Raw genomic sequence first — 24,856 nt, 5'->3', positions numbered from 1 at the left:
GCAATGTCCAAGGGGCAATCGCTGCAGGACCCGTTTCTGAATGCACTTCGGCGCGAACGCGTGCCGGTTTCGGTGTACCTGGTCAACGGCATCAAACTGCAGGGGACGATCGAATCGTTCGACCAGTTCGTGGTGCTGCTGCGCAATACGGTGAGCCAGATGGTGTACAAGCACGCCATTTCCACCGTGGTGCCGGCGCGCAACGTACGGGTTGGCCCGGGTGGCGGCTATGTACAGTCCAATGAAGGTGGCGCCGAAGGCGTCCAAGGTGAAGACGACGTTGAGTAATGCGTTGAGTATTTCTGGAGAACTGCGTGTTTGACCGTTCCAAGCGAGGCGAACACGCACTCCTGATCCAGCCGCACTTCGGCCGGCTCGAAGAAGACGTGCTTGAAGAGTTCACGGACCTGGCCCGCTCGGCCGGTGCGAGCATCGCGGCGACGCTGACCGCGCGCATCGACCGACCGAACCCGTCGATCCTGATCGGCACCGGCAAGCTGGATGAGGTGAAAGCCGCGGCCGATGCCACCGGTGCCGACCTGATCCTGGTCAACCATGCGCTGACACCGGGGCAGGAGCGCAATCTCGAGCGCTTCCTGGAGCGGCGCGTGATCGACCGGAGCGGGTTGATCCTGGACATCTTCGCCCAGCGCGCACGCAGCCATGAGGGCAAGCTGCAGGTGGAGCTGGCGCAGCTGCGCCACATGTCCACCCGGCTGATCCGCGGTTGGACCCATCTGGAGCGCCAGCGCGGCGGCTCCATCGGCCTGCGCGGCCCAGGTGAAACCCAGCTGGAAACCGACCGTCGCCTGCTGCAGAAGCGGGTCGAACAGCTGCAGAAACGGCTGGAAAAGGTCGAGGTGCAGCGCACCCAGATGCGCCGCGCCCGCGTGCGCAGCGAACTGCCGCGCGTTGCCCTGGTGGGTTACACCAATGCCGGCAAGTCGACCCTGTTCAATGCCCTGACCGGTGCCGAGGCCTACGCCGCGGACAAGCTGTTCGCCACGCTCGACCCGACCGTGCGCCGCATCGCGGTCCCGGGTGGCAACGTGGTGCTGGCCGACACCGTCGGGTTCGTGCGCGATCTGCCGCACGAGTTGGTGGCCGCGTTCCGCTCGACCTTGAGCGAAGCGCGCGAGGCCGATTTCCTGCTGCATATCGTCGACGCCGCCGATCCGCACCGCGAGGACCGCATCGCCCAGGTCGACGAAGTGCTGGCCGACGTGGGTGCGGGCGATCTTCCGCAGCTGCTGGTGTTCAACAAGATCGACCGCATCGAGGGAGCCGAAGTGCGTCACGACGCACAGGACGGCATCCCCGATACCGCCCGTCGCGAACGGGTATGGATCTCCGCGCGCGACGGGCTTGGCCTGCCGCTGCTGCAGTCGGTGTTGGGCAAGCGCCTGGGCCTGCAGCACATCACCGGCGCGCTGCGTCTGCCGCCGAGTGCCGGACGCCTGCGTTCGCGCCTGCACCAGCTGGAAGTGGTGCGCGGCGAACAGGCCGACGAGGACKGCTGGCTGCTTGAGGTCGATCTGCCGATCGCCGAGGCCGAAAAGCTGGCGGCCGGCGAGGGCGGCGAGCCGATCCGCGCGATGCTGCCGGAGAAGCTCCCCGAGTGGTGACACGGTAGTGCCGGCCGCTGGCCGGCTCTCCCTCGACGTTCCCCGGCGGTGGGACAGGCGCAGCAAAGGGCGCGCGACGCTGCGTCGCGCCCCCGCACACGACATCCGCGCCGATTTGGGCTAAAACGGGGCGTCCTTCCCCCCGATCCAGGATCACCATGAGCGTCCCCACCGATGCCGAACTCGGCGTCCTTGCCCGTGATGTCGGCCAGCGCCTGCAGCAGGCATCGTTGCAGCTGGTCACTGCCGAGAGCTGCAGCGGCGGCTGGATCGCCAAGGCGATGACCGATGTGGCCGGCTCCTCGGCATTCTTCGACAGCGGCATGGTCGTCTACAGCTACGAGGCCAAGCAGCGCTTGCTCGGTGTTCGCGCGCACACGCTGGAGCAGTTCGGTGCGGTCAGCCGCGAGACCGTGCTGGAAATGGTTTCCGGTGCACTGATCAATTCCGGCGCCGGCATCGCCGTGGCCGTGACCGGCATTGCCGGGCCGGGCGGCGGCAGTCCGGACAAGCCGGTCGGCAGCGTGTGGATCGGCTGGAAGCAGCGCGGTGGCTATGCCCGCGCGCAGCTGTTCCGGTTCGACGGCGACCGCGAAGCCATCCGTCGCCAGACCGTGCAGCAGGCGCTGACGGGAATTTTCGCACCGGTGTGACATCCTGACCGCGTGCGTGGACAGGAGTGGCACCGATGTGGGAAACGCTGGGAACCGTACGCGACCTAGGCCGATTGCAGGAAATCGCCTCGGTCCTGATCCGCTATGGCTTTGGCGATCTGGTACGCCGGATCGGCCTGGCCGATGTACTGGAACGGGCCGGGCGGCTGCTGCACTGGAACGACACGCAGATGCTGCGCATGACCGCGCCCGTGCGGGTGCGGCGTGCGATGGAAGACCTGGGTCCGACCTTCGTCAAGCTCGGCCAGGTGCTGGCCACGCGCGTGGACCTGTTCCCGCCGGACTGGATCGCCGAATTCTCTGAACTGCAGAACGCGGTACCGCCGCTGCCGTATGCGCAGGTGCGCGAACAGCTGGAAGCCGATCTCGGCGCACCGGCCACCGAGGTCTTCGCCTGGCTGGATGAAACCCCGATGGCGGCCGCCTCGCTGGCCCAGGCGCACCGCGCAACCCTGCACGACGGCACCGCCGTGGTGCTGAAAATCCGTCGCCCCGGCATCCGTGAGGTGATCGAAGCCGACCTGCGCCTGCTGGCACGCCTGGCCGAAATCGTGGAAGCGCGCCTGCCGGACCTGCAGCGGTATCGCCCGGCCGAAGTGGTGCAGCAGTTCCAGGTCTCGCTGCGCCGGGARCTGGATTTCGCCGCCGAATGCCGCAACGCCGAGCGCATCGCGCGCAACTTCGCCGGGCGCGAAGACATCCTGATCCCCAACGTGCATTGGCAGTGGACCTGCGAAAGCCTCAACGTGCAGGACTTCGTCGACGGCATCCCCGGCCGCGACCTGGCCGGCGTCGATGCGGCCGGGCTGGACCGCGTGCAGCTGGCCCGTCGCGGCGCGCACATCGTGCTCAAGATGGTGCTCGAAGACGGCTGTTTCCACGCCGATCCGCACCCGGGCAACATCATCTACCTGCGCGACGGCCGCATCGGCGTGATCGATTTCGGCATGGTCGGGGCGATCTCCGAGCAGCGCCGCTTCCAGGTCGCCCAGCTCCTGCATGGGCTGGTCAACCAGGAGCCGGAATCGGTGGCCGACGTGCTGCTCGATTGGGCGGGCGGGGTGGACGTGGATGAGTCGCGGCTGCAGCAGGACATCAGCACGTTCGTCGACCAGTACCGGGGCGTGCCGCTGAAAGACCTGCACATGGGCCTGATGCTGGGCAACATCACCACCTTGCTGCGCCAGTACTCGCTGACCCTGCCGGCCGACCTGGCCCTGATGATCAAGACCTTCCTGACTCTGGAAGGCATGGGCCGGCAGCTGGACCCGCAGTTCGACATGGCCAGCGCCGCGCGTCCGTACCTGGAGCGGGTGATGTGGCAGCGCTATGCGCCCGGCGCCGTGCTCAAGCGGGGCAAGCGCAGCCTGGTGGGGGTGATGGAGCTGCTCGGCGACCTGCCGCGCGACGTGCGTCGGCTGCTGCAGATGGCTCGGCGTGGTCGCCTCCAGCTCAAGGTCGAGACCACCGCGCTGCAGGGCTTCGGCGACCAGGTCAACCGCGCGGCCAACCGTCTGGTGATGGGCATCGTGACCGCCGCGCTAATTATCGGCTCCTCGATCGTCATGCACAGCGTAGGTGGCGTCTCCAGCCGCTGGCTGCTGGCGCTGGGCGTGGCGGGCTTCATCGGCGCCGGCTTCTGCGGCGTGTGGATCCTGTTTTCGATCTGGCGCAGCGGCAAAAACCCGTAGGGTTTTCGCCGCCGGGATCCGCAGGATCCCCGCAATGTGCCGCAAACGCGACCCAACCTCGTAGAGCCGACCGTTGGTCGGCTGCTCTACCCGGCCGGCCTCATGACCGCCGACCTTCCATCCGCCCGGCCTTCGGCACGCGCAACCCAACCCCGTAGAGCCGACCGTTGGTCGGCTGCCTTCTCCCGGCCGCCTCCTATGATCGCTACCCTTCGTCTGCCGCCCATGAGCGCCTGACCTATGGGGTTGCACGCGCTAAACCCCGGAGACAAGACCAAAACCGACACGCGAACGCACCGTCACGCATTGCCGCGCGTTCGCGCGGTCACCGACCAACGGTCGGTGGCTACACGAACTGCCGACGGCTTCGGTGGGGGGATGATCCTGCTGATTCCTGCTCTTCTTCCGTGGGCACTTGCGTGCCCACATCGTTAGTAGTAATACTACTAACCATGGAACTGACCGACACCCAGCAGGCGATCCTGCAGTTGATCGCCGAGCGTATCGAGACCGATGGCGCCCCGCCGTCGCAGACTGAAATCGCACGTGCCTTCGGCTTCAAGGGGGTACGCGCGGCGCAATACCACCTGGAAGCCCTGGAGCAGGCCGGGGCGATCCGTCGCATCCCCGGCCAGGCGCGTGGCATCCGGCTGGTGCAGGCACCGGCGCTGCAGGACGGCCTGCCGGGCTCGCTGTCGGTGCCCGCGCTGCCCGATCATGTGCTGCGCCTGCCGGTGCTGGGCCGGGTCGCGGCGGGTCTGCCGATCGGCGCAGACATCGGCTCGGACGATTTCGTGGTGCTCGACCGGGTGTTCTTCTCGCCGGCGCCGGACTACCTGCTCAAGGTGCAGGGCGATTCGATGATCGACGAAGGCATCTTCGACGGTGACCTGATCGGTGTGCACCGGACCCGTGACGCCCGCTCCGGACAGATCGTGGTGGCGCGCATCGATGACGAGATCACCGTCAAGCTGCTGAAGATGGGCAAGGACCGGATCCGCCTGCTGCCGCGCAATCCCGACTACAAGCCGATCGAAGTCCTGCCCGACCAGGACTTCGCGATCGAAGGCCTCTATTGCGGCCTGTTGCGGCCCAACCGCTGATCCTTCTACAACGCATTACCTGCACGGTCTTTTGTGGCGATTCTCTGGTTCCGCTGAGGTTGGTACGGATGTCCGATAATTTTTTTCCGAACGCCGGGCAGAATCTCAGCCTGTGCGATACGCCAGCCTTAAAGTGAACCCATGGCCAAGAAGACTTCCAAAGACAGCACCTCCACCGATACGACCTCTGCAAGGACCACTCCGATGGACGAGAACAAGAAGCGCGCCCTCACCGCCGCGCTGAGCCAGATCGAAAAGCAGTTCGGCAAGGGCGCCGTGATGCGCATGGGCGACCGTGTCGTCGAGGCGGTCGAGGTCATCCCGACCGGTTCGCTGATGCTGGACATCGCACTCGGCATCGGTGGCCTGCCCAAGGGGCGCGTCGTGGAAATCTATGGTCCGGAGTCCTCCGGCAAGACCACCCTGACCTTGCAGGCCATTGCCGAATGCCAGAAGAAGGGCGGCACCGCAGCCTTCATCGACGCCGAGCATGCCCTCGACCCGATCTACGCCGCCAAGCTGGGCGTGAACGTGGACGACCTGCTGCTGTCGCAGCCGGATACCGGTGAGCAGGCGCTGGAGATCGCCGACATGCTGGTGCGCTCCAGCTCGGTGGACATCGTGGTGGTCGACTCGGTCGCTGCGCTGACGCCCAAGGCGGAAATCGAAGGCGAAATGGGCGACCAGCTGCCGGGCCTGCAGGCCCGTCTGATGAGCCAGGCGCTGCGCAAGCTGACCGGCAACATCAAGCGCTCCAACACCTTGGTGGTGTTCATCAACCAGCTGCGCCACAAGATCGGCGTGATGATGCCGGGCCAGAGCCCGGAAGTGACCACCGGCGGCAACGCCCTGAAGTTCTACGCCTCGGTGCGCCTGGACATCCGCCGCATCGGCGCGATCAAGAAGGGCGATGAGATCATCGGCAACCAGACCAAGATCAAGGTCGTCAAGAACAAGCTGGCGCCTCCTTTCAAGCAGGTCATCACCGAGATCCTCTACGGCGAAGGCATCAGCCGCGAGGGCGAGCTGATCGACATGGGCGTGGAAGCCAAGCTGGTCGAGAAGGCCGGCGCCTGGTACAGCTACGGCGATGAACGTATCGGCCAGGGCAAGGACAACGCCCGCGGCTACCTGCGCGACAACCCGCAGATTGCCCAGCGCCTGGAAGCCGAGCTGCGCGAGAAGTTCCAGCCGGAAGAAGCCGCGCGTGAAGGCGGCGACGACGTCGAAGACGACGCCGAATGAGTTTCCTGCGGGGCAGGGCGGCGCCGTCAGTGACGCCAGCCCTGTCCCGCGGTTTCCGTATTCCCCCGACGGGGGGAGCGCCAAGGACGGCGCATTTGATTGAAGGTCGCCATGTCCGAGTCCGACGCCCCGGCCCCGCGCCGCAAACGCCGTGTCAGTGAGCAGACCCCCGTCCAGCGGGCGTTGGCCCTGCTGGTGCGCCGCGAGCATTCGCGCAAGGAGCTGACCCGCAAGCTGCAGGCGCGTGGCATCGAGAACGACGCCGCAGTGGCTGCGGTCGACAAGCTCAGCGAGGCCGGCTGGCAGGACGACACCCGCTTTGCCGAGAACCTGGTCCGCATTCGCGCCAACACCGGCTATGGCCCGATCCACATCCGCGCCGAACTGGGCACCCATGGGCTGGACAGCGACCAGATCGCCGTCGCCATGGACACCTTTGAAGGCGACTGGAACGAAAACGCGCGTGACCTGGTCTGCCGTCGCTTCGGCGAGGCCGGGCCGCAGGAGCTGGCGCAACGGCGCAAAGCCGCCGATCTGCTGGCCCGTCGCGGGTTCCCGGGGGACAGCATCCGCCTGGCGACCCGTTACGACCCGGAGGACTGAGCGCCCCGGGCCTGATACCCTTTGTGGTTTCGGCGGTCCTGCTGTTGACACCCGGCCATTGGGGCTGCGTGCCATGGACTGACCGGCCCGCATGAAGCCAGCCCCCCATGAACGCATCCGTCAATTTCACTACCTCCCAGATCCGCAGCGATTTCCTTGAGTTCTTCAAGGGCAAGGGCCACACGATCGTGCCGTCGGCACCACTGGTGCCGGGCAATGATCCGACCCTGCTGTTCACCAACTCCGGCATGGTTCAGTTCAAGGACGTGTTCCTTGGCGCCGAAAAGCGCAGCTACGTGCGCGCCGCCGACGTCCAGCGCTGCCTGCGTGCCGGTGGCAAGCACAACGACCTGGATCAGGTCGGTTACACCGCGCGCCATCACACCTTCTTTGAAATGCTGGGCAACTGGTCGTTCGGCGATTACTTCAAGAAGGATGCCATCGCCTGGGCCTGGGAGCTGCTGACCCAGGTCTGGAAGCTGCCGGCCGACCGGCTGCTGGTCACGGTCTACCAGACCGATGACGAGGCCTACGCGCTGTGGCGCGACATGGTCGGCATTCCGGAAGACCGGATCGTGCGCATCGGTGACAACAAGGGCGCACCGTTCGCCTCGGACAACTTCTGGCAGATGGCCGAAACCGGCCCGTGCGGTCCGTGCACCGAGATCTTCTACGACCACGGCGACCACATCGCCGGTGGCCCGCCGGGCTCGCCGGACGAGGATGGCGACCGCTTCATCGAAATCTGGAACCTGGTGTTCATGCAGTTCGACCGCCAGCCCGACGGCACCCTCGTGCCGCTGCCGGCGCCGTGCGTGGACACCGGCATGGGCCTGGAGCGACTGGCCGCGATCCTGCAGCACGTACACACCAACTATGAAATCGACCTGTTCCAGGCGCTGATCCGCAAGGCCAGCGAACTGACCGGCATGGCCGACCTGGAAAACAAGTCGCTGCGCGTGATCGCCGATCACATCCGCGCCTGTTCGTTCCTGATCGTCGATGGCGTGCTGCCGTCCAACGAAGGCCGTGGCTACGTGCTGCGCCGGATCATCCGCCGCGCGCTGCGCCATGGCTGGATGCTGGGCGTGCGCCAGCCGTTCTTCAGCAAGCTGGTGCCGACCCTGGTCGAGCAGATGGGCGTGGCCTATCCGGAACTGCCGGCGCAGGCCGACACCGTGGTGCGCGCGCTGCAGGCCGAGGAAGAGCGTTTCGCAGAAACCCTCGACTCGGGCATGAAGATCTTCGACGACGTGGCCGCCAAGGTCACCGACGGCGTGATCCCCGGCGTGGACGCGTTCCGCCTGTATGACACCTACGGTTTCCCGGTCGACCTCACCGCTGACATCGCGCGCGAGCGCGACATGCGCGTGGACATGGACGGCTTCAACGCCGCCATGGACAACCAGCGCGAGACCGCGCGCGCAGCGGGCAAGTTCGGCGGCGGCGTAACCCTGTCCGCCGATCTGGTGGCCACGCTCAAGCCGACCGTGTTCCTCGGCTACGACCGCCTGCAGGCCGACGGCCTGACCGTGGTGGCCGTGCTCAAGGACGGTCGTCCGGTCACGTCCGCCCAGGCTGGCGATGAGGTGATCGTGATCACCGACCAGACCCCGTTCTACGCCGAATCCGGCGGCCAGGTCGGTGACACCGGCGCGCTCAGCGGCGCGGGCCTGCAGGTGCAGGTCAGCGATACGCAGAAGTTCGCCGGCCAGTTCCATGGCCACGTCGGCAAGATCACGTCAGGCAGCCTGAAGGTCGGCGATACGCTTGCCGGGCAGGTCGACGTCCAGCGCCGCGGCGCGACCATCCTCAACCACTCCGCCACCCACCTGCTGCACGCCGCCCTGCGCGAGGTGCTGGGCACCCACGTGCAGCAGAAGGGCTCGCTGGTGGCGCCGGACCGCCTGCGCTTCGACTTCGCGCACTTCGCCCCGATCAGCGCCGAGGACCTGGCGGTCGTCGAGCGCAAGGTCAACGCGCAGGTGCGGGCCAACAATGCCGTCGAAGTGCACAACATGGCCATGCAGGAAGCGCTGGACTTCGGCGCGATGGCGCTGTTCGGCGAGAAGTATGGCGAGAACGTGCGCGTGCTGAAGATGGGCGATTACTCCACCGAACTGTGCGGCGGCACCCACGTGGGCCGCACCGGTGACATCGGCCTGTTCAAGATCACCTCCGAAGGCGGCGTGTCCTCGGGCGTGCGCCGCATTGAAGCGGTGACCGGGCAGGGCGCGCTGGATTACGTGGCCCACGAAGAGGCCGTGCTTGGCGAAGCGGCGTCGCTGCTCGGCGGCAACGCCGGCGACGTGGTCGACAAGATCCGCCAGCTCGGTGAGCGCCAGAAGAAGCTGGAACGCGAACTGGACGCATTGAAGGCCAAGCAGGCCGCGGGCGCCACCGCCGATCTCGGCGCGTCGGCGGTCGAGGTCAACGGCATCAAGATCCTGGCCGCGCGCCTGGAAGGCTTCGATGCCAAGGCGCTTCGTGACGCAATCGACCGTCTCAAGCAGCAGCTGGGCGACTCGGTGATCGTGCTGGCCGGAACCCAGGACGGCAAGGCAGCCTTGGTCGCCGGCGTGAACGGCAGTGCAATGGGCAAGGTCAAGGCCGGGGAACTGTTGTCGCACATCGCCAGTCAGACCGGGGGCAAGGGCGGCGGCCGCCCGGATCTCGCCCAGGGTGGTGGCGAGGACGGGCCCGCCCTTGCTTCTGCCCTCGCCGCCGTCGTCGACTGGGTCACCCCGCGTATCTGAACATCCTGAAGCCTCCTGCTCCTTGAAGGGTTGGGAGGCCTGACGGTACTATGGCTAATACTTTCCCCCTTTGTCGTGGGGCGCTCCTTGGCTGGGCGCCAAGCCGGTGGGGAAAACACCACCGGTTCCCTGGAGACTTGCAAAAATGTTGATCTTGACTCGCCGTGTAGGCGAAACCCTGATGATCGGTGACTCGGTCAGCGTGACCGTGCTCGGCGTCAAGGGCAACCAGGTGCGTATTGGCATCACCGCTCCGAAGGACGTGGCCGTGCACCGGGAAGAGATTTACCAGCGGATCCAGCGCGGCGACGAGCCGAATGCATCCGGAAGTGAAAATTCTTCGGATTAAGGCTTTACCTTCGGGTGCGAAAAAAGTTATTCTTCGCGCCCCCGCTGAGATGAAACAGCGCAGCGGCGGATCAAGAACACTGGAGCGGTGCCCGAGTGGCTGAAGGGGCTCCCCTGCTAAGGGAGTATAGGGCTTAAAACTCTATCGAGGGTTCGAATCCCTCCCGCTCCGCCAGATGTAAAGAAAGCCCCTGAGCGCAAGCTCAGGGGCTTTTTCTTGGTTCATCGTGGAATACCGGGGAAGGCGGCGCGGATCTTCAGGAAGAAGTACTCCTGATCCCGATAGCCGTAGGCCCGGCGTTTGATGACCTTGATGGTGTTGTTGATGCCTTCGACGATGCTGGTGTTGAGCTGGTGTCGGCAGCGAGACAGGATCCCGTGCAGATAGGCTTTGAGCCGTTGTGCGAACAAGGCCAGTGCAGCGATTCCGCTGCTCTGAGCTTGTTCCAGCCAGCGGTCCCACGCCTGCTGGGCCCAGCCAGGGCGGCGGTAGAACCACAAACGCTTCAGCTCATCGCGCATGAGATAGGCGGTGAGCAGCGGCTGGTTGGCTTCAAGTAGCTCGCTCAGTTGCACGGTTTGCCGCCGATCAAGGTTCTCCTGGTTGCGCAGAAGCAGCCAGCGACTGGACTTGATCACCCGACGGGCTGGTTTGTCGTGCCGCAGCTTGTTGGCCTGGTCGACACGAACCCGGTCGACCACTTCACGGCCATATTTGGCCACCACATGAAACAAGTCGTAGACGATCTCGGCGTTGGGACAGTTGGCCCGAATCTCCAGCTCATAGGCAGTCGTCATGTCGATCGCTACAGCTCGGATCTGCTCGGCGATACCCGTGGGAAGCTGCTTGAAGAAGGACGCGACAGTGTCGCGGGAGCGGCCATTGCCGAGCCACAACACCTGACGACTGATCGGATCGACAACGACGGTGGCGTAGCGATGGCCTTTGTGCAGCGCAAACTCGTCCATCGCCAGATAGTGAATCTGACTCCAGTCCGGCTCTCGAACCGTCTGGCGCAACAGGGCTTTATCCAGTGCTTTGACCGTGTGCCACCCGAGCTGGAAGAAGCGGGAGACCGCCAGGATGTTGCTGGAAGCAAGCAACTGGTTGACTGCCTCAGCCAGCCGGTCCGTAACCCGCTGATAGCGACCCAGCCAGCTCAGCTTCTCCAGCCGCGGACCACCACACTGATCGCACCAGACCCGCCGCCGGGGAACCACCAAAGCAACACGAAACGCCATCATCGGCAGATCCCGTACCCGGCGCACTGTCGTCTCGTGCACCTGCCTGCAGCGGCCGCCGCAGTGCTCGCAGTACATCATCCGTGCCGATGGCTTGAGGTGGATCGTGACAGTCCGACTACCATCCTCAGGCCATGCCACCCGCTCCACCCGATAGCCCTCCCAGCCACCAAGCTTCTCAATCGTTTTCCGGTCCAGCATGGCCTCACCCTTGAGCCGGCAAATCAGGCCTCAAGGGTATCGCTGATCAGACAAGACTCCACGGTAACCCGCGAAGAACCTTTTTCTTTGGCTGTTTGCCGGCCGATTCTGCCTGCGTGCGCCTGGCGACCCGTAGTGCGCGGACCGTCTCGCAGCACCACCGCAGGCCGGTCACCTGCCAGGTGTCGCAATCGCGCCAGTGGCGTAGAATGCCGCTGCCGCCGCGGCGATGCACTGCTCGCCCGGCACTCCCTTTACCTCGAGCCGCCGCCAGAGGATTTTCTTTCCTTTCTGGAGGCGTTGCCGTGTCCGTTGCTCCGATTCGTGTTGCCCAGGCCCTTGCGGGTCGCCGTCGTGCCGATCGTTCGTCGCTGCCGCAGATGTCCCCGCTGAGCCAGGCGATGGCCGGCGTGCTGGGTTTGGCCCTGTTTGCCGCCGCTGCACAGGCCGAAGAGGCGCCGGCGCCACCGAAGCAGGATGCCGCGCAGACCCTGCAGACGGTGCAGGTCACCGCCAACCAGCTGGGTACCGTCACCGAAGGCAGTGATTCCTACACGCCCGGCACGATCGCCACCGCCACCCGGCTGGTGCTGAGTCCGCGCCAGACACCGCAGTCGATCAGCGTGATCACGCGGCAGGAAATGAACGACTTCGGCCTCAACGGCATCGACGATGTCATGAAGGTCACCCCCGGCATCAGCATCGTCACTTACGACAGCGAACGCACCGAGTACTACGCGCGCGGCTTTGCCGTGCAGAACTTCCAGTACGACGGCATTCCGATGGCGCGCGACTCGGCGTACTCGGCGGGCAATACGCTCAGCGACATGGCCATCTACGATCGCGTCGAAGTGCTCAAGGGCGCTACTGGCCTGCTGACCGGCATGGGCGATCCGGGCGCGACCATCAACCTGGTGCGCAAGAAGCCCACCCGCGAACTGGCCGGCAGTGCCACGCTGGGCGCCGGCGCATGGGACAGCTATCGCGCCGAGTTCGATGTCGGCGGGCCGCTGACCGAGAGCGGGCGCGTGCGCGGTCGTGCGGTTGCCGCTTACCAGGACAAGCACTCCAACGTCGACCACTACCAGCGCACCAACCAGGTGYTCTACGGCATCCTCGAGGCCGACCTCACCGACAACACGCTGCTCACCGTCGGCGCCGACTACCAGGACAGCGATCCGCAGGGCTCCAGCTGGGGTGGCATTCCGCTGCTGGACAGCCAGGGCAACTTCAACAACATGCCGCGTTCGTTCAACAACGGGGCGCGCTGGAGCAGCTGGGCGCAGTACAGCCGCACCGCCTTCGCCACGCTCGAACACACCTTTGGCAACGACTGGGTGGCCAAGCTGCAGCTCAACCACCAGGTCAACGGCTACGACGCCCCGCTGGGCGCGGCGGCCGGTGGCAATCCCGACCCGGTGACCGGCGCGGGCGTGAGCATGTGGGTGGGCAAGTACGTCGGCGAGACCACCAGCAACGCGGCTGATCTGTATGTGAGCGGCAAGTTCGAGTGGTTCGGGCGCGAGCACGAGCTGGTGGTCGGTGGCAGCGTGTCGCGCAAGCACTGGATCAACAACGGTTACTCGCCGCAGCCGGGCTACGCGACCGCTGTGGCCGACTACTACGCCTGGACCGGGGATGTGCCCGAGCCGGACTGGCAGTGGGGTTACGGCGATGACCAGATCACCCGCGAGAGCGGTGCCTACGTGGTGGGTCGCTTCGACCTGGCCGATCCGCTCAAGCTGATCGTCGGCAGCCGCATCGCCAACTATAAATCGCCGGACACCGACGAAAGTGGCGTGATCGTGCCGTACGCGGGCCTGGTTTATGACCTCAACCGCAACTTCTCGGTGTTCGCCAGCTACAGCACCATCTTCAAGCCGCAGGGCAACCAGGATGAGCAGGGCAGGGTGCTCGACCCGCTGGAAGGGCGCAGCTACGAAGCGGGCCTGAAGGCGGAGTTCTTCGACGGCCGCTTCAACGCCAGCGCAGCGGTGTTCCAGCTGGACCAGGACAACTTCGCCGAACCCACCGGCGGGCTCACTCCGAGCGGCGGGATCGCCTATCGCGGGTTGATGGGCGTGCGCACCAAGGGCTACGAGCTGGAGATGTCCGGCCAGGTCGCGCCGGGCTGGCAGGTGCAGGGCGGTTACGCGCACAAGATCGCACGCCAGCAGTCCACCAAGGTCTCCACGCTGGAGCCGGAAGACCAGTTCAGCCTGCACACCAGCTATCGCCTGACCGGGCCGATGCAGGGTTGGAGCGTGGGGGGCGGGGCGCGCTGGCAGGGGACCACGTTCGGCACGATCACCAACCCGGCCGACGGCCAGAGCCAGGTCCATCGCACCGAGCCGTATTGGCTGCTGGATGCGATGGCGCGCTACCAGTTCAACGACCAGTTGTCGGCCACGCTCAACGTCAACAACCTGCTCGACAAGCACTACTACACGATCTTCAGCTGGTACAGCACCTACACCTGGGGCGAGCCGCGCAACGTGCGGCTGACGGTGACGTACAAATTCTAAGGTAGTGGTATCGGCACCCCGGCCGGTCCAGGCCGGGGTGCTTTAGCGCGCCTGCTCGCGGTCGGGTGTCGCGCGCCCTGCGCCTGCAATCGGTAAGTGGGTTCCAGATCGCGTCAAGGCGACGCCACGACAAGGGGAATTCCTACTTCAGGCGAAATGCGTCCTCTGTAGCTTCAGGCTTCCGCGCAAAGGCGGAAGCAAGCGCGACATTGCGTCCGCCTGCAGCTCAACGGAGGCCCTGATGAAGGAATCGAACGCACTGAAGTTGGTGATAGCAAGTCTGCTGGCGGCCAGGGCGGCGGGGATGATTCCGGCCGCAGGTGCCGGGGGATACTGCAGCATCCAGACCGGTTGTCAGGTCATTGGATACCGCCCGCCCGGCGGCGGGTTTGGAGGAGGAGGATCATGGGGATCCGGCGATGGATCATCCGATCCCAAGCACGATAATCAGCGGATCGAATGGTGCCAGGACTTTCCCGCAATGGTCTGGGAGGGCGCAGGTTGCGACGTCCACAATCCGCCGCCGCTGCAGGTCAACGGTTGCGGTGCTGCAGGTGGTCCTGGTGTGCCCGATTACCTTATAGCTTCCCCTGCGTTGCAGCCGGGCGCGGCGTATTTCGGATACGTCTTCCGTCAGGCTTGCGACGTGCATGACATGTGTTACGGCACGGCAGGATCGGACAAGCACCAATGCGACGAAAGGCTGCGTGACGACATGATCGCGCAAGCCCAGCAAAGTATGGGCGATTCTGCCTTTGTGGCGTTCGGCGTGTTCGTCGTCGGACAGGCCACCGCATACGCCAAATTCCTGCAGTGGGAGTGGGTTGAGCCGTGGACGTCCCTGCCTGCATTCATCAAGGCGCAGGAAGAAGCCTTCTGTCGGCAGGACAGCGGCATCTTCAAGGGATTGTGTGGATGACGCTCCGGGTTGCCAATTTAAAAGGAAAGAGGGCGGCGTCGATGGGTGCGGTTGTCGTTCTCGGCATCGCCGGTCTTGGTTGCTGGCAGTGGTTGTCCACACGGGATGGAACGGAAGCTGAGCTCGCGACCCAATTCGAATCCTTGAATGATTATGCGCAAGCGGACCGTCGTTTTCGCGAGGAGAGGTCTGGCATAAGGGACCCCAAGACGGCCAGCAACGTGGTCGCCAGACAGACAAGCGTGCAGGACCTTTTCGCGAGAGACCCGCGCCTGCTGGCGTTGTCTGCCGATGAGGCGGCGTGGCTGGATCGGCACTATTATCCAACGCGGAAGGACCTGGAAAGCCTGGCGTCGCTGGACACCAAGGCGCTGCGGGGAACTCGGGATCCTCGCCTGGCCACGCTGCACGGGTTGGCATTGGTTGAGCGGAAGCAGCTCTCAAGCGCGACGGCGGTCCTGATGGGTGCAGCCGCCATGGGCTCGATCTACGCGAGTGAAGAGGCGGCGGTAGCCGAGCGCATGCTGGTGCAGGAGCGGCTCGGCGTTGGTAAGCCGGACCTCGACGCGGTGTATCGCGCTCGTCTCGAGGTTGCAAGGATCCTTGGTGATCACACGGTCCAGTTTCTCATTGACCGGGACATTGCCGAGTTCGATATGTCCGCGCGAGGTGCAGATGTGCAACGGCACACGACAGAATTTCTTCGACACCTGGGTGACGACGCCCAGCTTCGTGGAATTCCTGCACCAGGCCTCGATGCACGTCCAAATGGGGCTCAGTGGTCGGACCTTTACCAGCTGCATCGCGCTGGAGGCGGTGCAGATGTGATCACAGTTTATGAGCGCAAGTAGCGTGAACGCGTGTTTTCGTTGTTCCGATGCCTGGATTGATGGCGCTTTTGCACAGCTTCTGGATTGGGAGCCGAAGGCCCAGCCCAGGACGTTTGACGCGCGTGCGCAGCCATGGATGGCTGCCTTCCTCGTGCACGACAGCTTCAATGGTGTCGATGACTATCTGGAAAACGTGGCCCGGTTTCGGCGATTGGCTGCAAGCGGTCGATTGGGGCGCAGTCTCGAGGCGACGCACCGGGCGGCGAGTTTCCGGGAATTGAAAAAATCGCTGGAGGCACTTACAGGGCTGTCAGCGTTTGCCCACCTGGGCGGCATGCGAATCAACACGGCCAATCCGTTCAGTCGAGGATTTTTGCCGCCCCACCCGAACCAGGCCCAGCGCGCCATGCGGTGCTTGATTGAGCGGCGACGGGAGCTGAGCGCGACGGGGCGCCTTTCGATAGGAGGGGCCCTGGCGTCGTACATTGTCTTTTTGACGATCCACTTGCTTAGCGACGGCAACGGACGTTCAGCGCGCATGATGTTTGCTGCGGATTGTCTAGCAACCGTGCCTGAGATATCCGCACAGAGGATCATGGGTTTGGTGATGTTGCACCAGCAGCGAGGCACGTCCTTTCACCTCGCTGTTGCGTGCGCCAGGGCAGGAGATATGTCCATGATCGCGACATGCTTCGAGTGCGCAGTCGTAGACTCGGGTCCATTGCTCGAGCAGCTGGCGATCGCACTGGCATGGGAGGAGGGAGGCACTGCAGGCCAATTGCCCCCGCACCCCATCAGAGAGCTTCATCGCATGATCGAGATGAGACTCGGCTTCTCTCCCAGCGCCGAAGCGGGCGGCAGGCACGCCGCGCCCCGAGCAGCTCGGGACGCGTAAGGTGGGGCCTTACAGCGGCAGATCGAAGACGATCACTTCGGCGTCGCTGGCGTTCTCCAGCGTCACCTGGGCCTCGTCGCGGATCTGCAGCGCATCGCCGGTGTCCAGGGTGATGCCGTTGACCTGTACCTGTCCGCGGGCAACCTGCACATAGGCGCCGCGGCGCGGGGCCAGCGGCAACTGCACGCGTTCACTGCCCTCGAGAAGGGTGGCGTAGAGGTTCACGTCCTGATGGATCAGCAGCGAGCCGTCGCGACCATCCTTCGAGGCGATCAGCCGCAGCTGTCCACGCTTGGTCTCCGGCGCGAAGTGGGTTTCCTGGTAGCTGGGGGTGATGTTCTCCTGGTCGGGGAACAGCCAGATCTGCAGGAAGTGCACCGGTTCGTCCGCCGAGTGGTTGAACTCGCTGTGGCTGACGCCGCTGCCGGCGCTCATGCGCTGCACATCGCCGTAGCGCAGCACCGAGCCAGTGCCCATCGAGTCCTTGTGCTCCAGTGCGCCGCCCAGCACGTAGGAAATGATCTCCATGTTGGCGTGGCTGTGGGTACCGAAGCCTTGGCCGCCCTGAACGCGGTCTTCGTTGATCACCCGCAGTGGACCGACGCTGACATAGCGCGGGTCGTGGTAGCCGGCAAAGGAGAAGGTGTGGTGGGAGGACAGCCAGCCGTGATCGGCGTGGCCACGGCTGTTGCTCTTGCGGACCTGCAGCATGGGATGCTCCTTGTTCGACAGTTTCGATGATGGTCGGGGTGGCGTTTGCCGCTGCCCTTTCCTGTTGGCGCCAGTATCCGCTTGCACCTCGGGTTTGAAAAACGGATAGTTTCGTAAGCCATCATCGAAAAATTCGAATGCTCAAGCTCAGCCTCGACGCCCTGCAGATCCTTGATGCCATCGACCGACGCGGCTCGTTCGCGGCGGCCGGCAAGGCGCTGCACAAGGTGCCTTCGACCATTTCCTACACCGTGTCCAAGCTCGAGCAGGACCTGGGCGTGCAACTGTTCGACCGCATCGGGCCGCGCGCCCAGCTGACCGCGGCCGGGCAGGCGCTGCTGGAAGAGGGGCGGCACCTGCTGCGGGCGGCCCGCGAGCTGGAGATGCGGGTGCGCCGGGTAGCGTCGGGCTGGGAGGCGGAGCTGACCATCGCGGTCGATTCGATGTTCCCCCCGTCGCTGCTGGCTGAGGACGTGCGCGCGTTCAATGCGGTGGCCGAGCAGACCCGGGTGCGGCTGCTGTGCGAGTCGTTGTCCGGCACCTGGGAGGCGCTGCTGGACCGGCGTGCGGACCTGCTGGTGGGGGCGGCAGGCGAAGGGCCCAGTGGTGGTGGCTATGTGGTCGAGCCGATGGGCGTGGTGGAATTCGTGTTCGCGGTGGCGCCTTCGCATCCGCTGGCCGCGGTCGCCGGTCCCCTGGACCGCGAGCAGCTGGCCGCGCATTGCGCGATCGCGGTGGCTGATTCGGCGCGTCGGCTGCTGCCGCGCACCGTCGGCCTGCTGATGGGGCAGGAAACGGTGACCGTGCCGGACATGGTCAGCAAGTTCCGTCTGCAGTGCGCCGGGCTGGGCTTTGGCTTCCTGCCCGCGCCGTACGTGCGGCACGCGGTGGCGCAGGGCCGGTTGGTGATCAAGCCGGTTGAGGAACCCAAGCCGGACGAGACGTTCTGGCTGGCCTGGCGGCCGGGTGAGGAGGGGGCCGCGCTGCGCTGGTGGCGTACGCGGATGCAGGGGCCGCAGGTGATGGCGGGCTGGTGGCCGACGATGGAGGCGTGGCTGGGGTGAGTGCGGCGCCGCCGGCGACTCCAGGCATCGGCGTCCGCAACGGTCGCGCCCTTCAAGCTGAATCATTGCCGCCGTGTCATCGGATGGTCATACGGATGCGATAGAGCGCCGACCGCGCGATCCGTAACCTGCCTGACTCAATCGGATTCCCCCTGTATCCCCATGAAGCGCCTGCTGCTGTTGTTGCTGGCCGGGGCCGGCCTGTGGCTGGCCGCCTGCTCCCCGCTGACCTCCACCTCCCGCTCGACCTCGCTCAGCGATCGCCTGGTCGCGCCGGGCGGGGTGTCCACGTTGCTGGACATCCCGCGCATCGCCGAGGCCGTGGACAGCGTGCCCAACCGGCACGGCCGGGTGACCGGGCGTGCCGGTGTGCCGATCTTCTGGCGGGCCTTCGACCCGGGCCAGTACGGGTTGCGCTACGCCTATCTGGCCCAGCAGCACGACAACGGCGAGCCGCTGCGCACCGGCCTGGCGCTGGACCTGCCGCATCCGTTCCAGCCGCAGGCACCGCGCGGCACGGTGGTGCTGCTGCACGGCTGGATGATGAACGGCGATGCGATGCTGCCGTGGTCATTGCAGCTGGCCCAGTCCGGCTACCGTGTGGTCACCATCGACCTGCGCAACCACGGGCATTCGGGTGCCGGACCGTCGGGGTATGGCACGTTCGAATCCGATGACGTCATCGATGTGATCAATGCGCTGCAGGCGCGGCATGAGGTGGTTGGGCCGCTGTATCTGTTCGGCGTGTCCTACGGCGCGGCCACTGCGTTGTTCACTGCCGACAAGCTGGGCGACCGGGTTGCCGGGGTGGTGGCGATGGAGTCCTTCGCCAACGCCGGCGATGCCATCCGCAGCATGATTCCGCACCTGATGTCATTGCAGCCCAGGGGCTGGAAGGCGCAGGCGATGGCCGCCTACGGGCGCTGGCGCTACGGCAGCCAGGACATCAACCAGGTGATCGCCGCGGCCAGCCAGCGCCTGGACCTGGACCTGGACCGCGTGGATGTCGCGCGCGCGCTGGCCGATACGCGCGCCTGTGTGCTGTTGCTGCACGGCCAGGACGACCAGCATGTGCAGGTGAGCCAGGGGCGTCGRCTGGCGGCGGCCAGTCCGCGCGTGCATTACATCGAGATGCGCGGCGAAGACCACATCACCTTGCCGTTGCGAGTGGACCTGCTGGGCGGGGTGGTGGACGACTGGCTGGCGCAGGAAGGCCGTGCCGGGGCCCAGTGCGCGTCGCCGGCGTTGCCGGAGGAGGCCGATCGAATGGCAATGGCGCAGGTAGCGGCCACGCCGCGCGGATGATGCGTCGTTCCGTAGACGGGTAGTGCCGGCCGCTGGCCGGCTCCAGGCGGTCTTCCCGAGTGCATCGCGCTGTGTCCTCGCTCGGGTCTGTCGCGAGCGTATGGGCCCCGTAGCGGCCRGTRCGCCCCTGGCGCAAATGTCCCCCGGCCGCGTGGCGGCCTCCTCCTTGATTTTGCCCAGGGGCGTACCGGCCGCTACGGGACTCGGCTTGCGGTAAGCAGTTAAAAGCCAGGCATTTCTGAAGTGGGTCGGTGGGTCGGGCGTTGGGCCCCATGCCCTTTCCGGCGAATGTCCCCCGGCGTCGGCCTGCGGCCGCCACCTCCTCCTTTATTTCGCCTCCAAGGGCATGCGGGCCCAGCGCCCGACCCACCGACTCGCCGACCCGCTGCGTGGGAAAAGATCCAGAGCGCGCTTCGTGCTTGCCCCGCATGGGAGCGGAGAACCAAAAAAAACAGCAGCCGATGGCTGCTGTCTTCGTCTATGCAATGGTGCGCCCGGAGAGATTCGAACTCCCGACCGCCTGGTTCGTAGCCAGGTACTCTATCCAACTGAGCTACGGGCGCATTTGCATTGTCTGGTTGTCTTTCCTGCCGCGCGTGTTGCYACGTTCGACGGGAGGGCAGGGCGGGCCTGCCGTGCGATGTAATGGTGCGCCCGGAGAGATTCGAACTCCCGACCGCCTGGTTCGTAGCCAGGTACTCTATCCAACTGAGCTACGGGCGCGTCAACAGGAGCGGAATTATGCGGATGCACGTCGCATTCGTCAACGCTTTTGTGAAGGTCTTCATTCAAATGAATGAAAAAGCAGCGCTGCCACGGCCGTCGGGGATTTCATCCAGGCGAAGTGATCGGCACGCGCGCCAAGGGCTGCGGGTGACACCACGCTGAGCGTGGCGTCCACCTGCGGCATCTTGGCCAGCAGGCCCTGCATGGAGGAGGGCGGGGCCAGCCAGTCGTGTTCCATCACCACGGCGGTGGCGTGCGCGCGCACGCCGCGCAGACCGGCTTCAAGATCGTCGCCGATGCCCACCCCGGCATAGCGGTTGTTCAGTCCCACCTTGGCCCAGTCGGCGATCAGGCCACGCGCTTCGGTGCCGCCGAAGCCGAGCCGGCGACCGTGCAGCACGCCCTGGCGCTGCGCCAGCCACGGCAGGAACCGGTAGATCAGGGGCAGGGTCCAGCCGCGCGGCGCCGGGAAGGTGCGCCAGTACGGCGTGCCGCTGGCGACCAGCCACAGGCGCTGGAAGACAGCGGGGTGCAGGCCGGCGAAACAGCAGGCCAGCTGTCCGCCGAGGCTGTGGCCACCGATGATGCGTTCGACAGACGCACCGGCATCCAGCTGCGCCAGGCTGGCGGGCAGGTCCAGCGCCAGGATCTCGCGATAGCCCCAATCTTGTGTGTGCGACGGGCGCAGGCTGCTGCTGCCGTTGCCCCGCCATTCGTGCAGGTACACCGCCACGCCGTGTGCGGCCAGCGCGTCGGCCAGTGGCAGGTAGTGGCGCGCGGCCACCCCCAGTGCCGGTAACCAGAGCAGTCGCGCGCGCGGCTGTGCCGGCACCCGCGCCAGCAGCGCGAAGCGATGGCCGTCGGCGGCGACCACCGGAAGTGCCTGTGCGTCGATCATGCCGGGCGTGCTGCGCCGAAGTGGTCGATCACCAGCACCTCGCTGCGGCCGGGGTAGTAACCGCCCTGCAGGCCACGCGCGACGTAGTCGATCGCCGCTTCGCAGGCGTTGGGCAGCGACAGGCCCTGGCACAGCTGCGCGGCGATCGCCGAGGCCAGCGTGCAGCCGGTGCCGTGCGCATCCACTGGCAGCCGGGTATGGATGAACTCTTCGCGGGTGACGCCGTCGAAGTAACGATCGATCACGCGGCTGCCTTCGTCCAGATGGCCGCCCTTGAGCAGCACCGCGCCGGCGCCCAGTTCAAGCAACGCGTCGGCGGCATCTTCGGCATCCTCGGCGGTGATGATGCGACGGCCGAGCAGCAGTTCGGCTTCGGGTGTGTTGGGCGTCAGCAGCGTGGCCAGCGGGATCAGGCGCGTGCGCATCGCCTCCACTGCGCTGGCTTCGAGCAGCCTGGCGCCGCTGGTGGCGACCATCACCGGATCCAGCACCACGTGCGGTGGGCGGTGCTTTTCCAGCGCGTCGGCGACCAGGCCGATCACCTCGGCATTGGCCAGCATGCCCAGCTTCACCGCATGGATATCGAAATCGGCGAAGCAGGCATCGATCTGCGCCTGCAGGAAGTCCAGGGGCGGCACATGCACGGCGGTGACGCCGCGGGTGTTCTGTGCGGTCAGGGCGGCGATCGCCGACAGGCCATGCACGCGGTGCGCGGCGAAGGCCTTGAGATCGGCCTGGATGCCTGCGCCGCCGCCGGAATCGGAGCCGGCGATGGTCAGGGCGGAGACGGGGCTGGAAGCGGGGCTCATGCGGCGATTGTGCAGTGTTTGCCACCGGCGCGCTTCACGGGCGGCGCAGCCACGCCCATGGCCGGTACAGCACGTAGCCCAGGCCGGTGCAGCCGGTCAGCAGTGCCGGGGCGAGCAGGGCGTCGTAGCCGACGCGCAGGAACAGCCACGCACCGATCACACCGCCAGCAAGGAAACCGCTGACGATCAATCCGCTCAGGGTCAGGCGCCGGATCGGCAGCGGCAGGCCACGCAGCAGGTGGCCCAGGCCGATGCCCAGGTCGGTGAACATGCCGCTGAGGTGGGTGGTGCGCACCACCGCGCCGCTGAAGGTGGTGGCCATGGCGTTCTGCAGGCCGCAGGCCATCGCGGCGGCCAGCGCGCCCCAGATCTGCTGCTGCTTGAACAGCGGGATGGACGCCAGCAGCAACAGCGATTCCAGCGTGAGCACCACGCCGTAGCGACGGCCCAGCTGCAGCGCGCTGTCCTGCACGATCATGCCGCTGAGCATGGCGCCCAGGCAGAACGCGATCAGCAGGGCCCACAGGTGCCCGACCACGCGCCAGTCACCCTGCGCCAGGGCCATGCCAAGCTGGCTGGTGGTGCCGGTCATGTGGCTGACGGCCTGGTGTTCGAAGCCCAGGAAGCCGACCACGTTGACCATGCCGGCCACGCACGACAACGCGATCGCGCCGATCCACACCCAGGTGGGCAGCCGGATGCTCATCCGGCGTTCGCGGGAAGGTTCACGACACGATCAACGCATGCTCAACGGCCCGCGGGCGGGCCGTTGAACTGCACCTCGGAGAAGCTGCCGCTGGACGGGTCGAACACCGCACCCCAGAACTGCGCGCCGCCGTCGCAGACCCGGATGGCCTCGCGGGCCGGATCGATGTCGGCAGCGTCGGGCAGGTGGAACGCGTTGAGATAGATGAGCTTGCGCCCGTCCATTTCGATGCCGACGTACTGGCGGTCGAAATCGGCGGCCTTGGGCACCTGCGCGTCGAGCGACGGAAGCTGGGCTTCGAGCTGTTCGACCTCCTTGCGGCTGGGCGCCCAGTAACCGGTGACCCGCCCGGCCTCGCGGCCGGGACTGTCGCGCGAGCAGGTGTCCAGGACCTGGGCGGCGACGATCGGTCGCGTCACCACCCAGGACTGGCCGGTCTTGACCGTGGTCGGGACGCTGGCGCCCGGTCGTGTATTGGCAGGCGTGCAGGCGGCCGCCAGCGCGGCGAGCGCCAGCGGCAGGACGGCACGGGACAGGGAATGGTTCACAACACCTCCGAGGCGTAATCGGCCAGGCGCGAACGCTCGCCACGGCGCAGCGTGACGTGCGCGCTGTGCGGCCAGTTCTTGAAGCGGTCCACCGCGTAGGTCAGGCCCGAGGTGGTCTCGGTCAGGTACGGGGTGTCGATCTGTTCGACGTTGCCCAGGCAGACGATCTTGGTGCCGGGACCGGCACGGGTGATCAGGGTCTTCATCTGCTTGGGGGTGAGGTTCTGTGCTTCGTCCAGGATCAGGTAACGCGACAGGAAGGTGCGGCCGCGCATGAAGTTCAGCGAGCGGATCTTGATCCGGCTGGCGATCAGGTCGTTGGTCGCCGCACGGCCCCACGCACCGCCTTCCTGAGTGTGAGTGAGCACTTCCAGGTTGTCGGTCAGCGCGCCCATCCACGGGGTCATCTTTTCTTCCTCGGTACCGGGGAGGAAGCCGATGTCTTCGCCGACGCTGACCGTGGCACGGGTCATGATGATCTCGCGATAGCGCTGCTGGTCCATCGTCTGGGCCAGGCCGGCGGCCAGCGCGAGCAGGGTCTTGCCGGTGCCGGCAGTGCCGAGCAGGGTGACGAAGTCGATCTCCGGGTCCATCAACGCATTGAGCGCGAAGTTCTGTTCGCGGTTGCGCGCGCTGATGCCCCACACCGCGTGGCTGCCGTGGCGGAAGTCGTTGACCAGCGACAGGGTGATCTTGTCGTTGTCGACCTTGGCCACGCGCAGTTCGACTTCATCCTCGCCGGGCAGGTAGGCGTACTGGTTGGGATGCCAGTTCTCGTCTTCGCTGGCGATGATTTCGTAACTGGTGCGGCCCTTGTCGCTCCAGCTGCGCAGGTTGTCGGTGTGCTTCTTCCAGAAATCTTCCGGCAGCTCGGTGGCGCCGGTGTAGAGCAGGCTGAAATCGTCGAGCGCGCGGTCGTTCTCGTAGTCTTCGGACACGATCCCGGCGATGGCCGCCTTGATCCGCAGGTTGATGTCCTTGGAGACGAACACCACCGGGATCTCGGGCACCTGTTCCTTCAGCGCCAGGATCGCACCGAGGATGGCGTTGTCCGGGATGACCGCGCCGAAGCTCTTGCCCGCATCGAAATGACTGGTCTGGAACCGCAGCAGGCCCACGCTCTGCTTGCCGCGCAGCTGCAACCCGTTCGGGCGCTGCAGCGGGATGCCATCGGCCAGGTTGTCCAGGCCCGAGGCCTGCACCAGCTCATTGAGGAAACGGCTGACCTGGCGCGCGTTGCGGCTTGCCTCGGTGGTGCCCTTCTTGCCGTTGTCCAGCTCTTCGATCACCTGCATCGGCAGGTAGACATCATGCTCCTCGAACTTGAACAGCGCGGTCGGATCGTGCATCAGCACGTTGGTATCCAGTACGTAGATGCGCTTGCCTCGGGTCATCGTCAATTCCTGGTGGCAGAACAGGGACAAGCCATCAC

The 24,856-nt window shown here is 65.8% G+C and carries 22 protein-coding genes and 3 tRNA genes; 16 read left to right on the top strand and 9 right to left on the bottom strand.

The annotated features are described in order from the left end of the window. Positions 1-3: 3 nt before the first annotated feature. The 10 genes from hfq to AC1DR7_RS02245 all read left to right on the top strand — a co-directional run bounded on the left by hfq (position 4) and on the right by AC1DR7_RS02245 (position 10,220). Complete coding sequence (gene hfq / locus AC1DR7_RS02290) at positions 4-288, top strand: RNA chaperone Hfq (protein ID WP_137190031.1); 285 nt, start codon at positions 4-6, stop codon at positions 286-288. A 26-nt stretch (positions 289-314) separates the two neighbouring features. After that, on the top strand, positions 315-1,625 hold the full coding sequence (gene hflX / locus AC1DR7_RS02285; RefSeq protein ID WP_478076380.1) for a ribosome rescue GTPase HflX: 1,311 nt from the start codon (positions 315-317) through the stop codon (positions 1,623-1,625). 158 nt (positions 1,626-1,783) lie between these two features. Further along, entirely contained in the window at positions 1,784-2,278 is a 495-nt protein-coding gene (locus AC1DR7_RS02280; RefSeq protein ID WP_256774115.1) for a CinA family protein, read from the top strand. Positions 2,279-2,313: 35 nt separating this feature from the next. Beyond that, positions 2,314-3,990 (top strand): 2-polyprenylphenol 6-hydroxylase, encoded by a 1,677-nt coding sequence (ubiB, locus tag AC1DR7_RS02275; RefSeq protein ID WP_478051008.1) that lies wholly within the window; start codon positions 2,314-2,316, stop codon positions 3,988-3,990. A 452-nt stretch (positions 3,991-4,442) separates the two neighbouring features. Next, positions 4,443-5,093, top strand: a complete 651-nt coding sequence (lexA, locus tag AC1DR7_RS02270) for a transcriptional repressor LexA (protein WP_256774113.1) — start codon at positions 4,443-4,445, stop codon at positions 5,091-5,093. A gap of 204 nt (positions 5,094-5,297) precedes the next feature. After that, positions 5,298-6,338 carry a recombinase RecA gene (gene recA / locus AC1DR7_RS02265; RefSeq protein ID WP_256774112.1) on the top strand — a complete coding sequence of 347 codons (1,041 nt, stop codon included), beginning with the start codon at positions 5,298-5,300 and terminating at the stop codon, positions 6,336-6,338. Between the two features lie 111 nt (positions 6,339-6,449). Then, positions 6,450-6,941, top strand: coding sequence for a recombination regulator RecX (gene recX, locus AC1DR7_RS02260; protein ID WP_256774111.1), 492 nt, complete (start codon positions 6,450-6,452; stop codon positions 6,939-6,941). Between the two features lie 107 nt (positions 6,942-7,048). Further along, positions 7,049-9,697, top strand: a complete 2,649-nt coding sequence (alaS, locus tag AC1DR7_RS02255) for an alanine--tRNA ligase (protein ID WP_478052852.1) — start codon at positions 7,049-7,051, stop codon at positions 9,695-9,697. Positions 9,698-9,842: 145 nt separating this feature from the next. Then, entirely contained in the window at positions 9,843-10,046 is a 204-nt protein-coding gene (csrA, locus tag AC1DR7_RS02250) for a carbon storage regulator CsrA (protein ID WP_019183311.1), read from the top strand. A gap of 81 nt (positions 10,047-10,127) precedes the next feature. Beyond that, positions 10,128-10,220, top strand: a tRNA-Ser gene (locus AC1DR7_RS02245). A 47-nt stretch (positions 10,221-10,267) separates the two neighbouring features. On the opposite strand, the gene AC1DR7_RS02240 is transcribed toward AC1DR7_RS02245, so the two are convergent. After that, entirely contained in the window at positions 10,268-11,488 is a 1,221-nt protein-coding gene (locus AC1DR7_RS02240) for an ISL3 family transposase (RefSeq protein ID WP_457321949.1), read from the bottom strand. A 380-nt stretch (positions 11,489-11,868) separates the two neighbouring features. Here AC1DR7_RS02240 and AC1DR7_RS02235 point away from each other — a divergent pair, with 380 nt between their 5' ends. The 4 genes from AC1DR7_RS02235 (at position 11,869) to AC1DR7_RS02220 (ending at position 16,657) form a co-directional block, all read left to right on the top strand. Next, positions 11,869-14,013 carry a TonB-dependent siderophore receptor gene (locus AC1DR7_RS02235; protein WP_478076384.1) on the top strand — a complete coding sequence of 715 codons (2,145 nt, stop codon included), beginning with the start codon at positions 11,869-11,871 and terminating at the stop codon, positions 14,011-14,013. A 241-nt stretch (positions 14,014-14,254) separates the two neighbouring features. Continuing rightward, positions 14,255-14,932 carry a hypothetical protein gene (locus AC1DR7_RS02230; RefSeq protein ID WP_478051924.1) on the top strand — a complete coding sequence of 226 codons (678 nt, stop codon included), beginning with the start codon at positions 14,255-14,257 and terminating at the stop codon, positions 14,930-14,932. Beyond that, a complete protein-coding gene (locus AC1DR7_RS02225) occupies positions 14,929-15,783 on the top strand; it encodes a hypothetical protein (RefSeq protein ID WP_478051923.1) in 855 nt (284 codons plus the stop codon). Before AC1DR7_RS02230 ends, AC1DR7_RS02225 begins: the two co-directional genes overlap by 4 nt. A 115-nt stretch (positions 15,784-15,898) precedes the next feature. Continuing rightward, positions 15,899-16,657 carry a hypothetical protein gene (locus AC1DR7_RS02220; protein ID WP_457322325.1) on the top strand — a complete coding sequence of 253 codons (759 nt, stop codon included), beginning with the start codon at positions 15,899-15,901 and terminating at the stop codon, positions 16,655-16,657. A gap of 9 nt (positions 16,658-16,666) precedes the next feature. Here the strand turns inward: AC1DR7_RS02220 and AC1DR7_RS02215 are convergent, their stop codons facing one another. Next, positions 16,667-17,368 carry a pirin family protein gene (locus AC1DR7_RS02215; RefSeq protein ID WP_478052120.1) on the bottom strand — a complete coding sequence of 234 codons (702 nt, stop codon included), beginning with the start codon at positions 17,366-17,368 and terminating at the stop codon, positions 16,667-16,669. A 137-nt stretch (positions 17,369-17,505) separates the two neighbouring features. Between AC1DR7_RS02215 and AC1DR7_RS02210 the strand changes: the two genes are divergently transcribed. Together AC1DR7_RS02210 and AC1DR7_RS02205 are read left to right on the top strand one after the other, a co-directional pair. Continuing rightward, on the top strand, positions 17,506-18,432 hold the full coding sequence (locus AC1DR7_RS02210; protein WP_457320697.1) for a LysR family transcriptional regulator: 927 nt from the start codon (positions 17,506-17,508) through the stop codon (positions 18,430-18,432). A gap of 162 nt (positions 18,433-18,594) precedes the next feature. Then, complete coding sequence (locus tag AC1DR7_RS02205) at positions 18,595-19,737, top strand: alpha/beta fold hydrolase (protein ID WP_457320699.1); 1,143 nt, start codon at positions 18,595-18,597, stop codon at positions 19,735-19,737. 486 nt (positions 19,738-20,223) lie between these two features. Here the strand turns inward: AC1DR7_RS02205 and AC1DR7_RS02200 are convergent. From AC1DR7_RS02200 to AC1DR7_RS02170, 7 genes are all read right to left on the bottom strand, one after another. Further along, positions 20,224-20,300 (bottom strand) — tRNA-Arg (locus AC1DR7_RS02200). 83 nt (positions 20,301-20,383) lie between these two features. Beyond that, positions 20,384-20,460, bottom strand: a tRNA-Arg gene (locus tag AC1DR7_RS02195). 61 nt (positions 20,461-20,521) lie between these two features. Then, positions 20,522-21,361: an alpha/beta hydrolase family protein gene (locus AC1DR7_RS02190; protein ID WP_457320700.1), complete on the bottom strand. Its 840-nt coding sequence runs from the start codon at positions 21,359-21,361 to the stop codon at positions 20,522-20,524. Beyond that, positions 21,358-22,170, bottom strand: a complete 813-nt coding sequence (gene thiD / locus AC1DR7_RS02185; RefSeq protein WP_478053034.1) for a bifunctional hydroxymethylpyrimidine kinase/phosphomethylpyrimidine kinase — start codon at positions 22,168-22,170, stop codon at positions 21,358-21,360. The genes AC1DR7_RS02190 and thiD overlap by 4 nt, the downstream gene beginning before the upstream one ends. Before the next feature lie 34 nt (positions 22,171-22,204). Further along, positions 22,205-22,876, bottom strand: coding sequence for a YoaK family protein (locus tag AC1DR7_RS02180; RefSeq protein ID WP_256774101.1), 672 nt, complete (start codon positions 22,874-22,876; stop codon positions 22,205-22,207). A gap of 41 nt (positions 22,877-22,917) precedes the next feature. Continuing rightward, a complete protein-coding gene (locus AC1DR7_RS02175) occupies positions 22,918-23,424 on the bottom strand; it encodes a hypothetical protein (RefSeq protein WP_457318594.1) in 507 nt (168 codons plus the stop codon). Further along, positions 23,421-24,818, bottom strand: coding sequence for a PhoH family protein (locus tag AC1DR7_RS02170; RefSeq protein WP_256774100.1), 1,398 nt, complete (start codon positions 24,816-24,818; stop codon positions 23,421-23,423). The genes AC1DR7_RS02175 and AC1DR7_RS02170 overlap by 4 nt, the downstream gene beginning before the upstream one ends. Between the last annotated feature and the right edge of the window lie 38 nt (positions 24,819-24,856).

It is taken from the genome of Stenotrophomonas sp. P5_A9, assembly GCF_056400525.1.
The sequence above is the reverse complement of the archived record's forward strand: the minus strand, read 5'-3'. Positions and strand labels throughout refer to the sequence as shown.

Bases quoted from the DNA above. Each gene is read 5' to 3' on its own strand.
- hfq (WP_137190031.1), top strand. From the start codon at position 4: ATGTCCAAGGGGCAATCGCTGCAGGACCCGTTTCTGAATGCACTTCGG.
- AC1DR7_RS02220 (WP_457322325.1), top strand. From the start codon at position 15,899: ATGGCTGCCTTCCTCGTGCACGACAGCTTCAATGGTGTCGATGACTAT.
- AC1DR7_RS02240 (WP_457321949.1), bottom strand. From the start codon at position 11,488: ATGCTGGACCGGAAAACGATTGAGAAGCTTGGTGGCTGGGAGGGCTAT.
- AC1DR7_RS02215 (WP_478052120.1), bottom strand. From the start codon at position 17,368: ATGCTGCAGGTCCGCAAGAGCAACAGCCGTGGCCACGCCGATCACGGC.
- AC1DR7_RS02180 (WP_256774101.1), bottom strand. From the start codon at position 22,876: ATGAGCATCCGGCTGCCCACCTGGGTGTGGATCGGCGCGATCGCGTTG.
- AC1DR7_RS02210 (WP_457320697.1), top strand. From the start codon at position 17,506: ATGCTCAAGCTCAGCCTCGACGCCCTGCAGATCCTTGATGCCATCGAC.
- AC1DR7_RS02190 (WP_457320700.1), bottom strand. From the start codon at position 21,361: ATGATCGACGCACAGGCACTTCCGGTGGTCGCCGCCGACGGCCATCGC.
- thiD (WP_478053034.1), bottom strand. From the start codon at position 22,170: ATGAGCCCCGCTTCCAGCCCCGTCTCCGCCCTGACCATCGCCGGCTCC.
- recA (WP_256774112.1), top strand. From the start codon at position 5,298: ATGGACGAGAACAAGAAGCGCGCCCTCACCGCCGCGCTGAGCCAGATC.
- alaS (WP_478052852.1), top strand. From the start codon at position 7,049: ATGAACGCATCCGTCAATTTCACTACCTCCCAGATCCGCAGCGATTTC.
- AC1DR7_RS02280 (WP_256774115.1), top strand. From the start codon at position 1,784: ATGAGCGTCCCCACCGATGCCGAACTCGGCGTCCTTGCCCGTGATGTC.
- csrA (WP_019183311.1), top strand. From the start codon at position 9,843: ATGTTGATCTTGACTCGCCGTGTAGGCGAAACCCTGATGATCGGTGAC.
- AC1DR7_RS02230 (WP_478051924.1), top strand. From the start codon at position 14,255: ATGAAGGAATCGAACGCACTGAAGTTGGTGATAGCAAGTCTGCTGGCG.
- recX (WP_256774111.1), top strand. From the start codon at position 6,450: ATGTCCGAGTCCGACGCCCCGGCCCCGCGCCGCAAACGCCGTGTCAGT.
- AC1DR7_RS02170 (WP_256774100.1), bottom strand. From the start codon at position 24,818: ATGACCCGAGGCAAGCGCATCTACGTACTGGATACCAACGTGCTGATG.
- lexA (WP_256774113.1), top strand. From the start codon at position 4,443: ATGGAACTGACCGACACCCAGCAGGCGATCCTGCAGTTGATCGCCGAG.
- AC1DR7_RS02225 (WP_478051923.1), top strand. From the start codon at position 14,929: ATGACGCTCCGGGTTGCCAATTTAAAAGGAAAGAGGGCGGCGTCGATG.